15 protein-coding genes and 1 other RNA gene are annotated in these 15,238 nt (G+C 54.9%); 13 read left to right on the forward strand and 3 right to left on the reverse strand.

Translation table 11 applies throughout. The features are described from left to right. The first annotated feature begins 91 nt into the window (after nt 1-91). From NSU18_RS28060 to rnpB, 4 genes are all read left to right on the forward strand, one after another. The gene (locus NSU18_RS28060; RefSeq protein ID WP_341017492.1) at nt 92-916 is read left to right on the forward strand and encodes a hypothetical protein; all 825 of its coding nucleotides are present in this window, start codon (nt 92-94) and stop codon (nt 914-916) included. Then, nucleotides 913-1,692 carry a tRNA (adenine(22)-N(1))-methyltransferase gene (locus tag NSU18_RS28065; RefSeq protein WP_341150588.1) on the forward strand — a complete coding sequence of 260 codons (780 nt, stop codon included), beginning with the start codon at nt 913-915 and terminating at the stop codon, nt 1,690-1,692. The genes NSU18_RS28060 and NSU18_RS28065 overlap by 4 nt, the downstream gene beginning before the upstream one ends. Further along, complete coding sequence (locus NSU18_RS28070) at nt 1,668-2,783, forward strand: Nif3-like dinuclear metal center hexameric protein (RefSeq protein WP_341150589.1); 1,116 nt, start codon at nt 1,668-1,670, stop codon at nt 2,781-2,783. The genes NSU18_RS28065 and NSU18_RS28070 overlap by 25 nt, the downstream gene beginning before the upstream one ends. A gap of 63 nt (nt 2,784-2,846) precedes the next feature. Then, nucleotides 2,847-3,264: RNase P RNA component class A (gene rnpB, locus NSU18_RS28075), an RNA gene on the forward strand. Nucleotides 3,265-3,408: 144 nt separating this feature from the next. Here the strand turns inward: rnpB and NSU18_RS28080 are convergent. After that, nucleotides 3,409-4,623 carry an aminotransferase-like domain-containing protein gene (locus tag NSU18_RS28080; protein ID WP_341150590.1) on the reverse strand — a complete coding sequence of 405 codons (1,215 nt, stop codon included), beginning with the start codon at nt 4,621-4,623 and terminating at the stop codon, nt 3,409-3,411. A 96-nt stretch (nt 4,624-4,719) separates the two neighbouring features. Between NSU18_RS28080 and pdxR the strand changes: the two genes are divergently transcribed. Next, nucleotides 4,720-6,153 (forward strand): MocR-like pyridoxine biosynthesis transcription factor PdxR, encoded by a 1,434-nt coding sequence (gene pdxR, locus NSU18_RS28085; protein ID WP_341150591.1) that lies wholly within the window; start codon nt 4,720-4,722, stop codon nt 6,151-6,153. 12 nt (nt 6,154-6,165) lie between these two features. Here pdxR and NSU18_RS28090 read toward each other — a convergent pair whose 3' ends face one another. Beyond that, a complete protein-coding gene (locus tag NSU18_RS28090; RefSeq protein WP_341150592.1) occupies nt 6,166-8,037 on the reverse strand; it encodes a S8 family peptidase in 1,872 nt (623 codons plus the stop codon). A gap of 287 nt (nt 8,038-8,324) precedes the next feature. On the opposite strand from NSU18_RS28090, the gene NSU18_RS28095 reads away from it, so the two are divergent. The 6 genes from NSU18_RS28095 (at nt 8,325) to thiI (ending at nt 13,049) form a co-directional block, all read left to right on the forward strand. Beyond that, entirely contained in the window at nt 8,325-8,822 is a 498-nt protein-coding gene (locus NSU18_RS28095) for a YpuI family protein (protein ID WP_036724316.1), read from the forward strand. Between the two features lie 156 nt (nt 8,823-8,978). Next, nucleotides 8,979-9,194: a DUF1540 domain-containing protein gene (locus NSU18_RS28100; RefSeq protein ID WP_341017501.1), complete on the forward strand. Its 216-nt coding sequence runs from the start codon at nt 8,979-8,981 to the stop codon at nt 9,192-9,194. 13 nt (nt 9,195-9,207) lie between these two features. Next, complete coding sequence (locus NSU18_RS28105; protein ID WP_341150593.1) at nt 9,208-9,618, forward strand: hypothetical protein; 411 nt, start codon at nt 9,208-9,210, stop codon at nt 9,616-9,618. A gap of 155 nt (nt 9,619-9,773) precedes the next feature. Then, nucleotides 9,774-10,484, forward strand: coding sequence for a lytic transglycosylase domain-containing protein (locus NSU18_RS28110; RefSeq protein WP_341150594.1), 711 nt, complete (start codon nt 9,774-9,776; stop codon nt 10,482-10,484). Nucleotides 10,485-10,598: 114 nt separating this feature from the next. Then, nucleotides 10,599-11,750, forward strand: a complete 1,152-nt coding sequence (locus tag NSU18_RS28115) for a cysteine desulfurase family protein (RefSeq protein ID WP_341017505.1) — start codon at nt 10,599-10,601, stop codon at nt 11,748-11,750. 57 nt (nt 11,751-11,807) lie between these two features. Beyond that, nucleotides 11,808-13,049: a tRNA uracil 4-sulfurtransferase ThiI gene (thiI, locus tag NSU18_RS28120; protein ID WP_341151111.1), complete on the forward strand. Its 1,242-nt coding sequence runs from the start codon at nt 11,808-11,810 to the stop codon at nt 13,047-13,049. Here thiI and NSU18_RS28125 read toward each other — a convergent pair. Continuing rightward, complete coding sequence (locus tag NSU18_RS28125; RefSeq protein ID WP_341150595.1) at nt 13,031-13,720, reverse strand: TerC family protein; 690 nt, start codon at nt 13,718-13,720, stop codon at nt 13,031-13,033. The two genes, thiI and NSU18_RS28125, sit on opposite strands and share 19 nt — an antisense overlap. 182 nt (nt 13,721-13,902) lie before the next feature. Here NSU18_RS28125 and NSU18_RS28130 point away from each other — a divergent pair, with 182 nt between their 5' ends. Together NSU18_RS28130 and NSU18_RS28135 are read left to right on the forward strand one after the other, a co-directional pair. Continuing rightward, a complete protein-coding gene (locus NSU18_RS28130; protein ID WP_341017511.1) occupies nt 13,903-14,562 on the forward strand; it encodes a TerC family protein in 660 nt (219 codons plus the stop codon). Nucleotides 14,563-14,724: 162 nt separating this feature from the next. Then, nucleotides 14,725-15,237 (forward strand): hypothetical protein, encoded by a 513-nt coding sequence (locus NSU18_RS28135; RefSeq protein WP_341017513.1) that lies wholly within the window; start codon nt 14,725-14,727, stop codon nt 15,235-15,237. The last annotated feature ends 1 nt before the right edge of the window (nt 15,238 follow it).

Here is a 15,238-nt window from a genome sequence, read left to right on the forward strand (position 1 = left end):
TGTTGTCAAGGGGATTCACCAATGCTGGAGCCCCGCCATGTGCGGGAGCTTGTAATGAAGTGAAGGCAAGTTCTGGAAAGAGGGATGCCGGTTGAACCTGGAGAAACGTGATACTATATTAAGAGAAATCCAATACTGGAGAAGAAGCAAGCTTCTGCCGGAGCAATACTGTGACTTCCTGACCAACCTGTATGATGATCAGGCAGAGGTGGAGGACAGCAATCCGGTATCGTTACGGAATCTCCAGCAGGGAAGCATCAAAATTTGGCTGTTTGGTTTTGGAATTATTTCCTTGATTTTCTTGATTAGTCTTTATTTTAGCGTTTTTCCCTGGCCTTTGCAACTTGCTACAGCGCTCAGTGTCCTAATTATTTGTTATGGATATTCAGCGATTTACCTGAACCGCAACAAGACAATCAGTCTGATGCTGGCAGGAATCGGCAGCATTTTAACGCTGGGATTCGGACTGTGGCTGATTGAGCTGCATAAGCTGGATGCTGATTTTTGGACACCGCTGCTGATTGCGGCCTGCGGGCTGCTGTGGTGTGTGCTTGGTTTTTTTCTGCGCATCGGGCTGCTTCATTTCTGCGGATATGCCTTCTGGGCTCTGCTCTATGCAGGATTCTTCGGGCATGTCCGGCCGGATGCCTCTCTTCTGGAGCTGGAGCTGCTCTGGCTGCCGCTGTGTGTGCTTATGATCTGGATGAGCTGGTTGATGTATCACAAGGTTAGCGGGGTCTCAGGGGTGTACCTGGGGGCTGGAGCTGCCCTCTGGCTGATGCCGGAGGTAGACGCGCTATGGCTCAGAGCAGGATTCCCGGAATGGACCTCGCTTATATTAATACTGAAGATTGCAGTGGGCCTTGCGCTGCTGTTCCTCTTCAGAAAAAAATGGATAACGTGGGTGGCCTCATGAACAACGTAAAATTATCAGACCGGCTTCAGCTGCTGCTGGAGCAGGTCCCTGCGGGCAGCAGACTTGCCGACATCGGCTCAGATCATGCCCTGCTGCCTGTTGCCGCTGTGAAGAGCGGCCGTGTGCCTTCGGCTATTGCCGGAGAAGTCAATCCGGGACCCTATGAAGCGGCGCTTCGCGGCGTTGCGGAAGCAGGACTCGGTGCAAGGATCGCTGTACGGCGCGGAGATGGGCTGGAGGTGCTGGAGCCGGGGGAAGCGGACTGCATTACCATTGCCGGGATGGGCGGGTCGCTGATCGCGGCGATTCTGGAACGAGGGCAGAAGCTAGGCAAGCTGGCCGGGGTGAAGACGCTCGCGCTACAGCCTAATGTAGGCGAGGATATTCTGCGCCGCTGGCTGCTGGCTAACAGCTGGGTACTGGTCTCGGAGCATATTTTGGAGGAAGACGGCAAAATCTATGAGATCCTGACCGCTGTCCCTGAGGGCGCTGAAGCGGCGGCGACGAATAAAGAGCTGTACAGCGAACGACTGCTTGCCGGAGGGAAGAAGGCCCTTAATCAGGCGCTGCTGCTGGAGATGGGACCGCTGCTGCTGCAAGCGCCGAATGAAGTCTTCGCTGCCAAATGGCAGGGTGAAATCTCCAAGCTGGAGAGCATCCTGGCCTCACTCGCACGTTCGGAGCTGGAGGCGGCTGAGGAGAAGCGCAGCAGAATCAAGCTTCAGATTAAACAGATTGCGGAGGTGCTGGAATGTTTGCCAAAGGACAGACCGTAATTGGATATATGGAACAGCTTGCCCCGAAGCATCTGGCTGAAGAATGGGATAATGTCGGTCTTCAGGTCGGCAGTCTCCAGAAGGAAATTACCGGGGTGCTGGTGGCGCTGGATGTCAACGAGAGCATTGTGGATGAAGCGGTTGCCAAGGGCTGTAATCTGATTATTGCCCATCATGCGGTGATTTTCCGGCCGATCAAAGGAATTCTGACGGATACCCCGGCAGGCCGCTTATATGAGAAGCTGATCAAAAACGACATAGCCGTGTACATCAGCCATACGAATCTGGATGTGGCCGAAGGCGGAATGAACGACTGGATGGCCGATGCGCTGGGCATTGAGAACGGTGCGCCGATCAAGGATATTCATACCGAGCAGCTGTCCAAGCTGGTTGTATTCGTGCCGAAGGATCATCACCAGAAGGTGCTGGATGCCATTCTGAACGCCGGGGCAGGCCAGATCGGGAACTATAGCCATTGCAGCTTCAATATTGAAGGCTATGGCACCTTTCTTCCCCAGGAAGGAACAGACCCGTATATCGGTACGCCAGGCAAGCTGGAGCGGGCGGAAGAGGTCCGCATCGAGACGATTGTCCCGCATCCCATCCGCAACAAGGTGGTACAGGCCATGCTGAAGGCCCACCCTTATGAAGAGGTGGCTTATGACCTCTACTCCATGGACCTTAAGGGACGCAGCCTTGGACTCGGAAGAGTAGGGAAGCTGAAGGAGCCGGCGACGCTTGGTGAGTTCATCGAGACAGTCAAACACGGATTGGATGTGAAGAGCGTGCGTGTGGTTGGAGATCTGAACCGCCCGATCCGCAAGGCGGCAGTCATGGGCGGGTCCGGTGCCAAGTACTACAGCAGCGCTATCTTCAAGGGAGCGGATGTGCTGGTAACCGGCGATATCGATTACCATACCGCACAGGATGCCCACCTCGCGGGAATCGCCTTGATCGATCCGGGCCATAATGCGGAGAAGATCATGAAGGTGAAGGTAGCGGAGTTTCTGGCCGGCAAGCTGACGGAGCATAAGTACGGCACGGCAGTGCATGCCTCGCAGCCGGATACCGAGCCTTTTACATTTCTGTAAGCCGCCATTATTTACACTTGTGCACTAGGCGGCAAATCTGTATAATATACAATGTTGTTTCGGAAAGTTTGACAGACAATCGCCGGTATGCGTGAGAGCGTATGCGGGAGGAAAGTCCGGGCTCCACAAGGCAGGGTGCTGGATAACGTCCAGTCGGCGCGAGCTGAAGGATAGTGCCACAGAAATGGACCGCCGATGGCCGCTTTCGGGCGGCACAGGCAAGGATGGAACCGAGGTGTAAGAGACCCCGAGGAACGCTGGTGACTTCGTTCCTGGTAAACCCCATCTGGAGCAAGACCTAATGAGACGCAGCTGCTTCCCTAACCGGAAGCCGCAGCCTTCGCCTGAGGCGTGTCTAGGTTGGTCGCTGGAGCTGTGCAGTAATGTATGGCCTAGATAGATGATTGTCGCTTATGGTGGGAGGGTAGTTCCCGTCTGAACCACAACGAGCACAGAACCCGGCTTACGGCAAACTTTCCTAACTGACAACTCTAATAAGAACAGTGCAGTAATTAATTATTACACACACAGACAATAAGACAGCGGCCTCCTGACGGGGGCCGCCTTTTTGTTATTTCCTAAGCTTTGGACCCCTATATCGCTACGAATGAGGGCTTTGATCCCATTATAGAGACAACACACGCTCCTCATAACGGGACAGCGCGGTAGTCAAGCGTTGCACCGCAAGCGGCAACAGCTCCGGCCGGGTATGGGTGAAATTCAGGCGCATCGTATTCTTCATGGGCTGCTCCGGATAGAAGACCTCGCCGGGAACGAAGGCAACTCCTTGCTCCACGGCAAGCGGCAGCAGCTCGGCGGTATGAATCCGGGCCGGCAGGCTCAGCCACAGGAACATGCCGCCGCGCGGCTCCAGGAAGGATGTGCCCTGCCAGCTCTGCGAAGCCAGCTCAGCCGAGAGCTGCTTCATCCGTGACTTATATTCCCGGGAGACCAGCCGGATATGGGCTTCAAGGTCGAAGGTGAGCAGCAGCTCATGCAAGGCTCGCTGATCGATGGTGCTGGAGTGCAGATCGGCGGCTTGCTTGGCTCTGGCGATCATTGAGACCAGCCCGGCAGGGCCAATGATCCAGCCTGTCCGCAGTCCCGGAGCTACGATCTTGGAGAAAGTACCTGTATAGACCACGCAGGTATCCCCGCCCAGATTCCTGTCTATGGCTGCGAGGGTAGGCGGATAGGCCTCCGGGGATTCATCGAACCTTATCTCTCCGTAAGGATTATCCTCCAGTATCAGCACCCCGTATTTCCGGCATAGCTCCACCACTTGTTCACGGCGTGCCCTGCTCCAGGTTGCGCCTGAAGGATTGTTGAAGGTGGGAACAGCGTACAACAGCTTAGGGCGGTGTACTCGGAGCTGCTCTTCGAGATGCTCCGGCAGCAGCCCGTCCTCATCCCCCTTTACAACCTGGATGTCTGCACGGTAAGAGCCCAGTACCTGCAAAGCGGCCAGATAGGTCGGTGCCTCTACAAGTACGGTGTCTCCCGGATCAAGCAGAATTCGGCATAGCAAATCTATGGCCTGCTGGGAGCCGGTAGTGAGGATCATTTCCCCGGCGGAGACTAGGATGCCCTGTTGCCCCAGTCTGGCGGCCAGCTGTTCACGGAGCGGAAGATAGCCTTCTGTCAGTCCATATTGCAGCGCAGAGCTGTCGCCGCTCAGAACACGGCTGTAAGCCTCCCGGATCGCTTCTGCCGGAAACAGCTCCTCGGCAGGCAGTCCGCCGGCAAGCGAGATGATGTCCTTGCCCTGTGTGATTTTAAGGATATCGCGGACTGCGGAGGACCCCAGATGGTTAGTCATATCCGCGTAATTGATCTTCATATTCATGCTCCCTGCTATTCTGAATTTTGTAGTATCATAACGGTATAGCGGTATAACAGTAAAGCGGTAAATATAACAGTTGGGAGGGGACGGGCCATGCATATTGATTTACTCCGCAGCGGCGACAAACCGCTGCCCCGGCAGATCAGCGAGACGATCGCGCAGCGGATCACCTCGGGGCTGCTCCAGCCGGGTACGCGGCTGCCGTCCGTCAGAGGGCTGTCCTCCTCCTTGAAGGTGAGCCAGGTAACGGTAAGCAAGGCTTACGCTGACCTGGAGCTGCGCGGGCATATTCTATGCAGCCAGGGGAAGGGCTGTTATGTGGCGGAACGGGACCGGAGCAGGCAAGGTGCAGAGGGAAGGTGGCAGGACGGTTATGATGACTACCTGCCACGGGCCCAGCTCTGGCGTAACTTCGATTATTCCGAGGTGGACTATCCCTTTCATCTGGCCTCCATTCACAGCAGCCTGCTTCCGCTCGGGCCGATTGGCACGACTATGGCTGCACTGGTGAAGGAGCAGCCTGAGCTGATGGCCACCTATGGTAATTTTCAGGGTGATCCTGAGCTGCGCGAGGTAATGCGCCGGCATCTGCAGAGCCGGGGAATCCTGCTGGGCGCGGATGATTTGATGATCACAAGCGGCGCACAGCAGGGGATTGATCTGGTTGCCCGGACCTTTGTCGGCCCGGGGGACACGGTGTATTTGGAGGGACCCAGCTATACGGGGGCGATTGATGTTTTTGCCGGCCGGGGGGCTGAGATGATCTTCGTTCCGATGGACGGGGACGGCATGCGGGTGGACCGGCTTACAGCGATGTGTGACCGGAGGCCGCCGAAGCTCATCTATACCAATCCGACCTTCCAGAATCCGAGCGGGGTCACCATGAGCATGCCAAGAAGACAGCGACTGCTGGAGCTTGCCCGCAGTTACCGCTGTCTCATTGTGGAGGATGATCCGTTCAGTGACCTGTACTTTCATCAACCGCCTCCGGCGTCCATCAAATCGCTGGATACCGCCGGGCATGTCGTCTACATGAAAAGCTTCAGCAAAGTCCTCGCCCCCGGCTGCCGGATCGCCTGTGTCGCCGCTGAAGGCAATATTCTCTCCCGGCTGATCGCCGCGAAGTCGGCCAGTGATTTGGGCAGTCCGCTGCTGACCCAGCGGGCTGTATTGCCCTTCATCGCGCGCCAGTATGACGGGTACGCAGCGAAGCTGCGGTCAGCGCTGCGTGTCCGCCAGGAGGCGGCAGCGAGGCTGCTGAAGCAGTATGCTCCAGCCGGGGTAAGCTGGCAGCTGCCAGGGGGAGGACTCAATCTGTGGCTGCAGCTGCCGGAATCCCCCGCGATTGAGGAGCTGCACGCTCTGGCTGAGCAGGAAGGGATCTCCTTCCTGCCTGGGGATGTCTGCTATGCCGGGGATATACCCTCCAGGCATATCCGCTTAAGCTACTCGCAGCTGACGCAGGAGGGGATGGAGCGCGGACTCCGCCGGTTCCTGCTGCTGCTGGAACGGCATCTGGGCTCTTAACACGGCAGCAGCTTATTGTATGGAATCGAGCTGTTTGCCGACCTGCTGCGGGAACAGCTGGAGCGGAACCTGGCCTCCTCCTGCCGCCTGCAGGGTGCGGTAGATATCCACCTGGCCCCAGCCGTAATACTTATCATGGCCGGCGGTACCCAGATCGATGGCATTAGAGGTCAAGAGTGCAGCCACTTCCTTGTTCGTAAGCGCAGGGTTCAAGGAGCGCACCAGCCCGGCCAGCGCCGCTACATGGGGACTGGCCATCGAGGTGCCGGATAACGCTGCATACTGATTATCGGGATAGGTGCTGGCAATGCTCTCCCCGGGTGCAGCCACATCGATGTAGTCCCCGTAATTGGAGAAGGAAGCACGCTCTCCCGCGGCATTCGTTGCGGCGACGGCAATCACCTCTTCGTAGGCTGCCGGATATCCCGGCCGCTCTGTATTGTCATTGCCGGAAGCGGAGACAATCACCACATCCCGGTCATAGGCATACTTAATTGCATCATGCATAAACTGTGAGTCGGCATAGTTGCCCAGGCTGAGATTAATCACCTTGGCCCCCTGATCTGCCGCCCAGATAATGCCTTCGGCCACCGAATAGGTGGTGCCCGCCCCGGAATTATCGAGCGCTTTTACCGGAAGGATCTTGTTGTACCAGCTAATGCCGGCGACGCCTTCCTCATTATTGGTTAACGCTCCGATGATTCCGGCCACATGGGTGCCATGCCCGACATCGTCATCCGGTGTGCTGCCGCTGGTAATCGCATTGTAGCCTTTGAGCAGCTGCCCTTTCAGATCCGGGTGGTTTGCTTGAACACCGGTATCCACAACGGCGATTACGATCTCCTTGCTGCCCTTGGACAGATTCCAGCCCTGCGGGGTTTCGATCGCCGGCAGATTCCACTGGTAAGTCGAGAAGAGCAGGTCGTTAGGGGTAATCACATTAGCTCCCGTATTTTCACTGACCGTATCATTGGTTAAGTACATATAGTGAGGCTCTGCGTAGAGCGGATGCCACTTATTGGCGAAGTATGTCTTGAGCTGGGAGTAACTCATCTGCTCCGACCGGAAAATATAGGCATACCCCAGCTTGCGCGGCTCCTTGCAGCGGATATCGGCGGTGATGGTCTGAAGCTGTGCCGCTGTGGGATGTCCGTTCGGGAAACGGACGACAATCTCATTCTCGTAGTAATGGCTGGCGTTCTCATTGTCATGTCCGGTCTTGACCGTGATGTCCTTCAAGGTATCAGCGTGGACGGATTCTATCCGGTACTTGCCTTCCTTCGGGTACGGAATGAGCCGCAGATTCTTAAGCTGATGCAGTGCAACGCGGTCCAGAATCTTCTGGTTAATCAGGGCGATGACAGCCATTTGACCCTCCCGGTTACGCTGGGCTACGAAATAATACTTTTTGTCACCGATGATGAACGAGGGTGATTCATAGGACTGGTGGCCTTTGATCGCAGATTTGGCGGTGTTCAGATAATGAAGCAGCTGCTTATTCTCCTGGTCAGTGCCTTCCGGCAGAGAAGATTTGAAGGTGGTTGTCTTACGGGTGTTGAAATCAACCAGCATCAGCATGGTGATATGCCCGTGCCCCTGCTGAAGGCTCTGCGCATATGCTGAGATAGCTTCAGGCGAAGCGTGGTGCATATCGGCCAGAAAGGTGCTCAGATGTCTGTTTACATCAACGCGGTTCAGCTTGTCAGTGGCTGTAACATCCTGCACAAGGGTGGTTTTCTTGATTACTTTTTCCTCAGAGGGATTAGGCACAGACGCTTGCCGAAGGGTGCCGCCGCTGCCTTCCGGCCGCAGGGCGAAGGTGAGCAGCAGTACGGTCAACGCAGCAGTGACTATACCGGCGACGGTTAAATTTTTACGTGACATGATTTCCGCTCCTTTCTGGTGGTTTCATATACGGGTTAGGGTTCGGAGCTGAAGCCGGTTTTATGCATCTTACGAAAAGGCTACCGCCGTCCTTGGTTTTATGTTAATATCAAAAAGAAAGCGCCTTCCGGGGTTTGTACCGTTCTTTTCACAAGCAGGATTCTTCTCCGGTATCAGTACGGTGGAGGCTTAAGAGATTTTGTGATACTATCAAGAGAGTACAACTGCAATGTCTAAGTGTCATTAACAACCACTAATGCAAGGAACAATAAGGGGGAGCAACCGCCATGTCAGCAGTAAGTGTGCAGAAATTGTGTGAATCGACGAGAGAGAAGCTTAAATCCGTTATCGACAAAATGGAACTGTTCCTGAACGAGCATGCGCTGCCGCAGCTTGTTACCGAAGAGGATGAAGAAACGCTGCATTTCTATCGGGGGTTCTTGTCCGATCTCCGCCATCTGCTGGTGTTCTCGGAAATGTCTTATGAGAAGCTTGGGCTTGCACTGCGCCGCGCTACCTTTGATGAACCTTTCGCGCAAAAAGCGCTATATAATGTATATCATCTCGGAGTTAACAACTTCTTCTATCCTAAGAATGAGAGTTATTCGGAGGATGGACGTTATGCCTATACCGGGCAGGATGCGATCCGTTTCCGCAAGAAGCCTGTGCGTCCGGCACGCGATATCATTATGGAGATCACCAAGGTCTATGAGGAACTGCGTGATGATCTGACTTATTATGAGAATGATTATTTGACGGAGAAGCGGATGCAGAATCAGGTGTAATCCATTGTCCGGTCTATAACCTTATTTCTGTTAAAAGGCTGTCCCAACTGCCAATATGGCTGCTTGGGGCGGTCTTTTTGTTGTTCCCCGGGTGAGCAGCCTTCAGCCGCATAGCCGATTTGTCCGGCGGGCATAATACATGACGAGGTGATCATTATGACAAAACCGCTTGTGAAGTGTAGTGTGAGCAACTGTCATTTTTGGGGAGAACAGAACCTGTGCCGTGCCGAGGAAATTGTCATTGAGATCGATCAGCATGCAGGCAGCCGTTACATGGAGGAATACGCAGAGGAACTGACGGCGGGTAATCATCAGGATCATGCCGGAACCTCGTCCGCAACCTGTTGTCTGACGTTCAAGCCGAACGCCTGAGAAGGAGGCCCTTATGGATAATCCGAATGATGAACCCAAAGTGGACCGTTCCGCCCGCAGAAAAGTTATTCTGCGCCCGCGCAGCAGAGTCGATTACCCCCGCCGGGACAGAAGCCACAATGAGGAGTATGCCGCCGAGCTCAGTCCGCTCCCGTCGCAGCTTCAGAGCACGATGGAACGGAGCGGGGAAGCTCAGCGGACTACGGGCAGTGTAAGAGAGGGAGAGGACCGGAGTATCGGCTATATCGGGCTGGGCTTCGGTGTCGTATCCTTATTCATCTGGTCCATTATATTGGGGCCGATTGCCGCTGTTCTGGGGTATTATGCGTATGCCAGAGGTCAAAAATCAGCCGGAGCCTGGTCGATGGGGCTGGGGATTGTATCCACTTTGAGCTATTTTGTCTTAATTCCTTTTGCCCGTTAGAGCACGCTGAATCCGCACATCCGCTTTTCAAAACAGGCTATCAGACCTAACTATGCAGGTCTGAAGTCTGTTTTTTCGCTTAGGCATATAGTAATTACTGAGAATAAATAGTAAAGTTCAAATATAAGACTTCTTGTGAAAGAGGGAATGGATGCATGTCAATCAATGCCGCTGCGCCAAGCGGTCAGTTGAAATGGGTAGACTTAAGAAGCTCAAGCATGAAGCGTGAGGATACCAAAGCGAACCCCGGAGTTACCGGCTCTTCCGCGGCAGCGTTCACCGCGATGCTCCAGCAGGCGGCCGGAACGTCTCAAGCCACTAACAGCAGCAATAAAAGCACATACGTTGCTCTTGCAGGTACCTCTTCGACGGATAATCTGCTGTGGCAGCAGCTTGGGGAAGCAGCAGAACCCAAAAGTGACATTTCCGGGGAAATAACGCAGACTGTGCCGACAGATTATGAACAGCTGATTCAGACGGCCAGTGCGAAATATGGCGTTCCGGTTGATCTGATCAAGGCGGTTATTGATACGGAATCCTCCTTTAATCCGAATGTTGTATCTTCTGCCGGTGCCAAAGGACTGATGCAGTTAATGGACGGAACGGCTAACGGACTGGGTGTCTCCGACCCCTTCGATCCTGCCCAAAGCATAGACGGCGGTGTCCGATACCTCTCGTACCAGCTTAAGCGCTATGACGGACAGGAGAAGATGGCACTGGCCGCCTATAATGCCGGACCGGGCCGGGTGAACAAGCTTGGAGTCAGCAGCGATGCTGAGCTTATGGCGAACCTCTCTGAGCTTCCGAAGGAGACCCAGGCCTACATTGCCAAAATAGAACGCGCCCGCGCGCAATTCGCGGTATAATATAAGGATCAAACGGAATTTGTACCCCTGTTCTTTTAGGGGGCGGGCCGTTTGATCCTTTTTGCAACCTATAAGCAGTTACGAATTCTAATCCACAAAGGAGAACGCCGATATATGCTGTATTGGGATTATGCCGCTGCTGCCCCTCCCTATGAGGAGGTAGTGCAGACGCTGGAGCAGGTGATGAGGAAGCACTTCGCCAACCCCTCTTCCCTGCACCGGGCGGGAGAAGAGGCGGACAAGCTGATCAAGCGTGCGCGCGAAGTATGCGCAGCTGCGCTTGATGTGCTGCCGCAGGAAATTATATTTACCTCAGGTGCTACCGAGAGTAACAATCTGGCGGTCAAAGGAGCTGCACTGCAGTATCAGAGCAGAGGGCGGCATATCGTAACCACGGAGCTGGAGCATCCTTCGGTCTACGAGAGCTGTCTTCAGCTGCAAAAGCTGGGCTGGGAGGTTACCTTCGTAGCCCCTGACTCTCATGGAGTAGTTGAACCCTCGCAGATTGCTGCTGCGGTCCGGCCGGATACGGTGCTGGTCAGTGTGATGCACGTGAATAATGAGATTGGCACGGTACAGCCGCTGCGCGAGATCGGACAACAGGTCAAGGCGGTGAACCGCCGGACCCTGTTCCATGTAGACGGCGTGCAGGGCTACGGGAAGCTTGAGGCTCCACTGAAGGCTTGGCAGGCAGATCTGTACAGCTTGTCCGCACATAAATTCCGCGGTCCGCGCGGGACGGGAATTCTCTATGTCAGAGAAGGAGTTACGTTGTTTCCCTTGCTGACGGGCGGGTCCCAGGAACAGGGCAAGCGCGCCGGGACAGAGAATGTGCCGAATATTGTAGCTTCAGCTAAGGCCATGCGGATGAGCGGGGAACAGCGGGAGACCTTCAGCGCCCGGATTCGTCCGCTCAAGGCTCAGCTGGAGAATTATATAGCAGGGATACCGGAGCTTGTACTGAACAGTAGTAAGGACGGGGCGCCGCATATTGTCCACTTCTCTTACCCCGGCATGAAGGGGGAGGTTCTGGCGCGCAGGCTGGAGGAGCTCGGGATGGCAGTCGCCACACGCTCCGCCTGTTCCTCGCGTCTGGCTGAGCCTAGCCGGATTCTGCTGTCCATGGGCAGGGATAATGCGGCTGCGCTTGGCGGTATACGGATCAGCCTGGGCGACAGCCACACACAGCTGGATGTGAGCCGGCTGGAGCAGGCGCTGCTGGCAGCCGTCCAATCCTTGAAGATTGCAGAAGGAGGCATGAAATAACCAATGACAACAACAGAGACAGGTAGCGGAGCACAGAAAGCCGGATACGGGAGCAGCATGGATTATGCGGATATGCTCCTGCTGCGCTTCGGGGAGTTCATTCTGAAGGGCAAGAACCGCAGCCGGTTCGAGAAGACCGTACTGCGGCATGTGAAGGAGATGGTGAAGCCGTATCCGAACGTGAAGCTGACCCGGGAATTCGGGCGGATCTACGTCGAATTGAACGGTGATCCCGCAGGAGAATTAACGGAGGCGCTCGTAAAAGTATTCGGAATCGCCTCGATTAGCCCGGTGAAGGTCTCCCGGCCGGACTTCGAGGATATTCTTGATGCCAGCCGGACCTTCCTGCACCTTATCGCTCCTAGAGCGGGAACCAGCTTCAAGGTCAGCGCGCGCCGGGTGTGGAAGGGCTTCCCTTATGGCTCCATAGAAATGAATAAGCTTATAGCTACCCCGCTGCTGCAAGGCTATCCGGGGCTGCTGGTAGATGTGAAGTCTCCCGATCTTGAGCTGAAGATTGAGATTCGGGAAGGTCATGCTCTTATTTTCTGCGAGAATATTGCCGGAGTCGGCGGCTTCCCGCTGGGAACGAACGGCAAGGCTATGCTGCTGCTCTCCGGCGGGATCGACAGTCCGGTTGCGGGCTGGTCATCGATGCGCAGAGGGCTGGAGGTAGAGTGCGTTCACTTTTACAGCTATCCTTATACGAGCGAGCTTGCCCGGCAGAAGGTTGTAGATTTGACGCGTATTTTGTCGCGTTATGCCGGTGTAATTAAGCTGCATCTGGTTCCGTTCACGGAGGTGCAGACCTCTTTTACCGGGATCGGTCAGGATAATCTGATTATTACACTGATGCGCCGGGCTATGCTGCGGATTGCTACTGCCCTTGCGGAGAAGGAGGGGGCGCTTGCGCTGATTACCGGCGACAGTCTGGGCCAGGTGGCCAGTCAGACCCTGCCAAGTATGAATGTAATCGGACGTGCAACGGCTCTGCCGCTGCTGCGTCCGCTGGTGATGATGGACAAGAGTGAGATCGTGGAGCTCTCGCAGACCATCGGTACGTATGACTTGTCCATCCTGCCATATGAGGATTGCTGTACACTGTTCGTACCCAAATCGCCGACGACGAATCCGAACATGCGGATTGTAGACAAGATTGAAGCGACGCTGCCGGGCTATCAGGCGTTACTCGATACGGCGGTTGCCGGAACCGAGACCGTGCTTATTACACCTTATGGCGATGAGAAGCCGGCGGACTTAGTTCCGGCACAGGCAGGCCTTCAGGAAGAGTGGTTCTGAAGAGCGAAGTCCATCCGGCGGCGCTTCCAGTGACCCGCAGCCAGAATACCGGCAATTACTGCGGCGATGAACAGCATGTGCAGCAGGGGATGCGCCTTGAAATAAGGGGCAATGACCTTCTCGCCGGAAATCATGGTGGAGGCTGTGAAGCCAAGTACGCCTGACCCGAGATAGATAATCCATGGATATCTCTTGATTAACCGGATAAACAGGGTGCTTCCCCAGACCACAATAGGCACACTGATCAGCAGTCCCAGCACCACTAACGTAATATTATGATTCGCTGCACCGGCAACAGCAATAACGTTGTCCAGTCCCATGGCTGCATCGGCTATCACAATCGTCCGGACTGCTGCCCACAGAGTTCCGCCGGCCTGAATATCCGTCTCTGCACTGCCGCCGGACAGCAGCTTATAAGCTATAAGGATTAACAGCAGCCCCCCGATTGCCAGCAGCCATGGAATTTTAAGCAGCCACACCACAAGAATCGTCGCGATGATCCGCAGGATCACTGCACCGCCTGTACCAAGCAGAATCGCCTGCTTCTGCCGCTTTCCCTGCAGGTTCCGAGCGGCCAGGCCGATGACGATGGCATTATCGCCCGCCAGAATCAGATCGAGGAACACAATATTCAGCAGAGATAATATGAAATCCGCAGCAGATGTATTCATCCCGGGTCACTCCTATAGGTTTGGTGGCTTACAGTCCCTTACAGCCAGTCAGGCCGTAGACTATAGATATACGCGGCAATCCGGCCGCACATGCGCAGTTTCTAAAATAGCGGGACAAGAAGCATAGCTTGTCGCCCCCCGGCATACATGTAGATACATGGAGTTCAGGGAGGCTGAGGTGGATGGATTCATTATTGCTGCTTGGTGAAATTCTGATGATTAATCTGGTGCTCAGCGGAGACAATGCCATGGTCATAGCGATGGCCAGCAAAAATCTGCCGGAGAAGCACAGGAAGCTGGCTGTCTGGTGGGGGGCAGCCGGAGCGGTCGCGCTCCGCTGTATCCTGACCTTCGCCGCAGTGCTGCTGCTCAAGATTCCCTATATTGAAGCCGGAGGGGCTATGCTGCTGCTATGGATTTCTTTCAAGCTGCTGCTCGAGGACGAGGGAGAGCTGAGAATTGAGGGAAGCCCCAGCATCTGGAAGTCGGTGCGCACCATTCTGCTGGCAGACTTCATCATGAGCCTGGATAATGTACTGGCGATTGCCGGGCTTGCCAAAGGGGATTTGGCACTTATCGTAATCGGGATTGCGATCAGTATTCCGATTGTTGTCTGGGGGAGCGGTATTATCGTGGGCTGGCTGCACCGCTTCCCGGTGCTGGTGTTCATCGGTGCCTATATTCTGGCGTATACCGCCGGGAACATGCTGCTGCAGGATGCCAAATTCGGTCCGGTGATTTCGTTCCTGCTGCCGTCGCTTCATGCTATGCTGCCGATCCTGCTGGGCATTATCGTGGTTGTTACGGGCATGCTGAAGCACCGGAAAGTATCCGCAGGCTGATAACCGGCAATAATAAGGCTGTACCAAAAGCTGGAAAGCTATTGGTACAGCCTTATTTCATTTTTCCTGAGCATGCTCCGCCGCGATGTGTGAAGAATGATGGTGTTTTATGCGTTTATCAGCTAAAATAAAGACACGAAATTTTGAAGGGATAGGTGAAAGATGTCTTCCAAAAATGACATGAAACTGGGTGTGTTCATCGCCGCCGCCGGCCTCGTGATTCTGCTGGGCAAGCTGGGGGTGTTCGGTTTTCTGGGACGGGCCTTATGGCCGCTCATCATTCTGGTTCCTGGCCTGTTCCTGCATGTGCTCTTTTTCACCCGCCGCGCTTCTGCATCTGTACTTATTCCAGCGGGCATACTATCGGTGTACGGCTTGCTCTTCGGCTTATGCAATACCTGGGGCTGGGACCTCATGAGACACTTATGGCCTGTACTTCTGCTCGGAATCGCAGTTGGACTATATGAATATTCGCTGTATGCCTCCGGCAGAACCGGAGGGTTAACATCAGCCGCTGTTATCCTTGGATTGCTTAGTGTAGTGCTGGTTATCTTCACCCTTTTAGGTACTGGGGCGCTCTATCTGCTCGGCGCTGTGCTGGTTGCTGCGGGACTGTGGCTGATGCTGGGAAGAGGCAGACCGGGAAGCCGCAAGAAGTGGAACGGTGGCTGGTAAA

The organism is Paenibacillus sp. FSL H8-0048, assembly GCF_038002825.1.
In the GTDB taxonomy this organism is placed as follows: domain Bacteria; phylum Bacillota; class Bacilli; order Paenibacillales; family Paenibacillaceae; genus Paenibacillus_AQ.

Bases quoted from the DNA above. Each gene is read 5' to 3' on its own strand.
- NSU18_RS28065 (WP_341150588.1), top strand. From the start codon at position 913: ATGAACAACGTAAAATTATCAGACCGGCTTCAGCTGCTGCTGGAGCAG.
- NSU18_RS28070 (WP_341150589.1), top strand. From the start codon at position 1,668: ATGTTTGCCAAAGGACAGACCGTAATTGGATATATGGAACAGCTTGCC.
- NSU18_RS28080 (WP_341150590.1), bottom strand. From the start codon at position 4,623: ATGAAGATCAATTACGCGGATATGACTAACCATCTGGGGTCCTCCGCA.
- pdxR (WP_341150591.1), top strand. From the start codon at position 4,720: ATGCATATTGATTTACTCCGCAGCGGCGACAAACCGCTGCCCCGGCAG.
- NSU18_RS28090 (WP_341150592.1), bottom strand. From the start codon at position 8,037: ATGTCACGTAAAAATTTAACCGTCGCCGGTATAGTCACTGCTGCGTTG.
- NSU18_RS28095 (WP_036724316.1), top strand. From the start codon at position 8,325: ATGTCAGCAGTAAGTGTGCAGAAATTGTGTGAATCGACGAGAGAGAAG.
- NSU18_RS28100 (WP_341017501.1), top strand. From the start codon at position 8,979: ATGACAAAACCGCTTGTGAAGTGTAGTGTGAGCAACTGTCATTTTTGG.
- NSU18_RS28105 (WP_341150593.1), top strand. From the start codon at position 9,208: ATGGATAATCCGAATGATGAACCCAAAGTGGACCGTTCCGCCCGCAGA.
- NSU18_RS28110 (WP_341150594.1), top strand. From the start codon at position 9,774: ATGTCAATCAATGCCGCTGCGCCAAGCGGTCAGTTGAAATGGGTAGAC.
- NSU18_RS28115 (WP_341017505.1), top strand. From the start codon at position 10,599: ATGCTGTATTGGGATTATGCCGCTGCTGCCCCTCCCTATGAGGAGGTA.
- thiI (WP_341151111.1), top strand. From the start codon at position 11,808: ATGGATTATGCGGATATGCTCCTGCTGCGCTTCGGGGAGTTCATTCTG.
- NSU18_RS28125 (WP_341150595.1), bottom strand. From the start codon at position 13,720: ATGAATACATCTGCTGCGGATTTCATATTATCTCTGCTGAATATTGTG.
- NSU18_RS28130 (WP_341017511.1), top strand. From the start codon at position 13,903: ATGGATTCATTATTGCTGCTTGGTGAAATTCTGATGATTAATCTGGTG.
- NSU18_RS28135 (WP_341017513.1), top strand. From the start codon at position 14,725: ATGTCTTCCAAAAATGACATGAAACTGGGTGTGTTCATCGCCGCCGCC.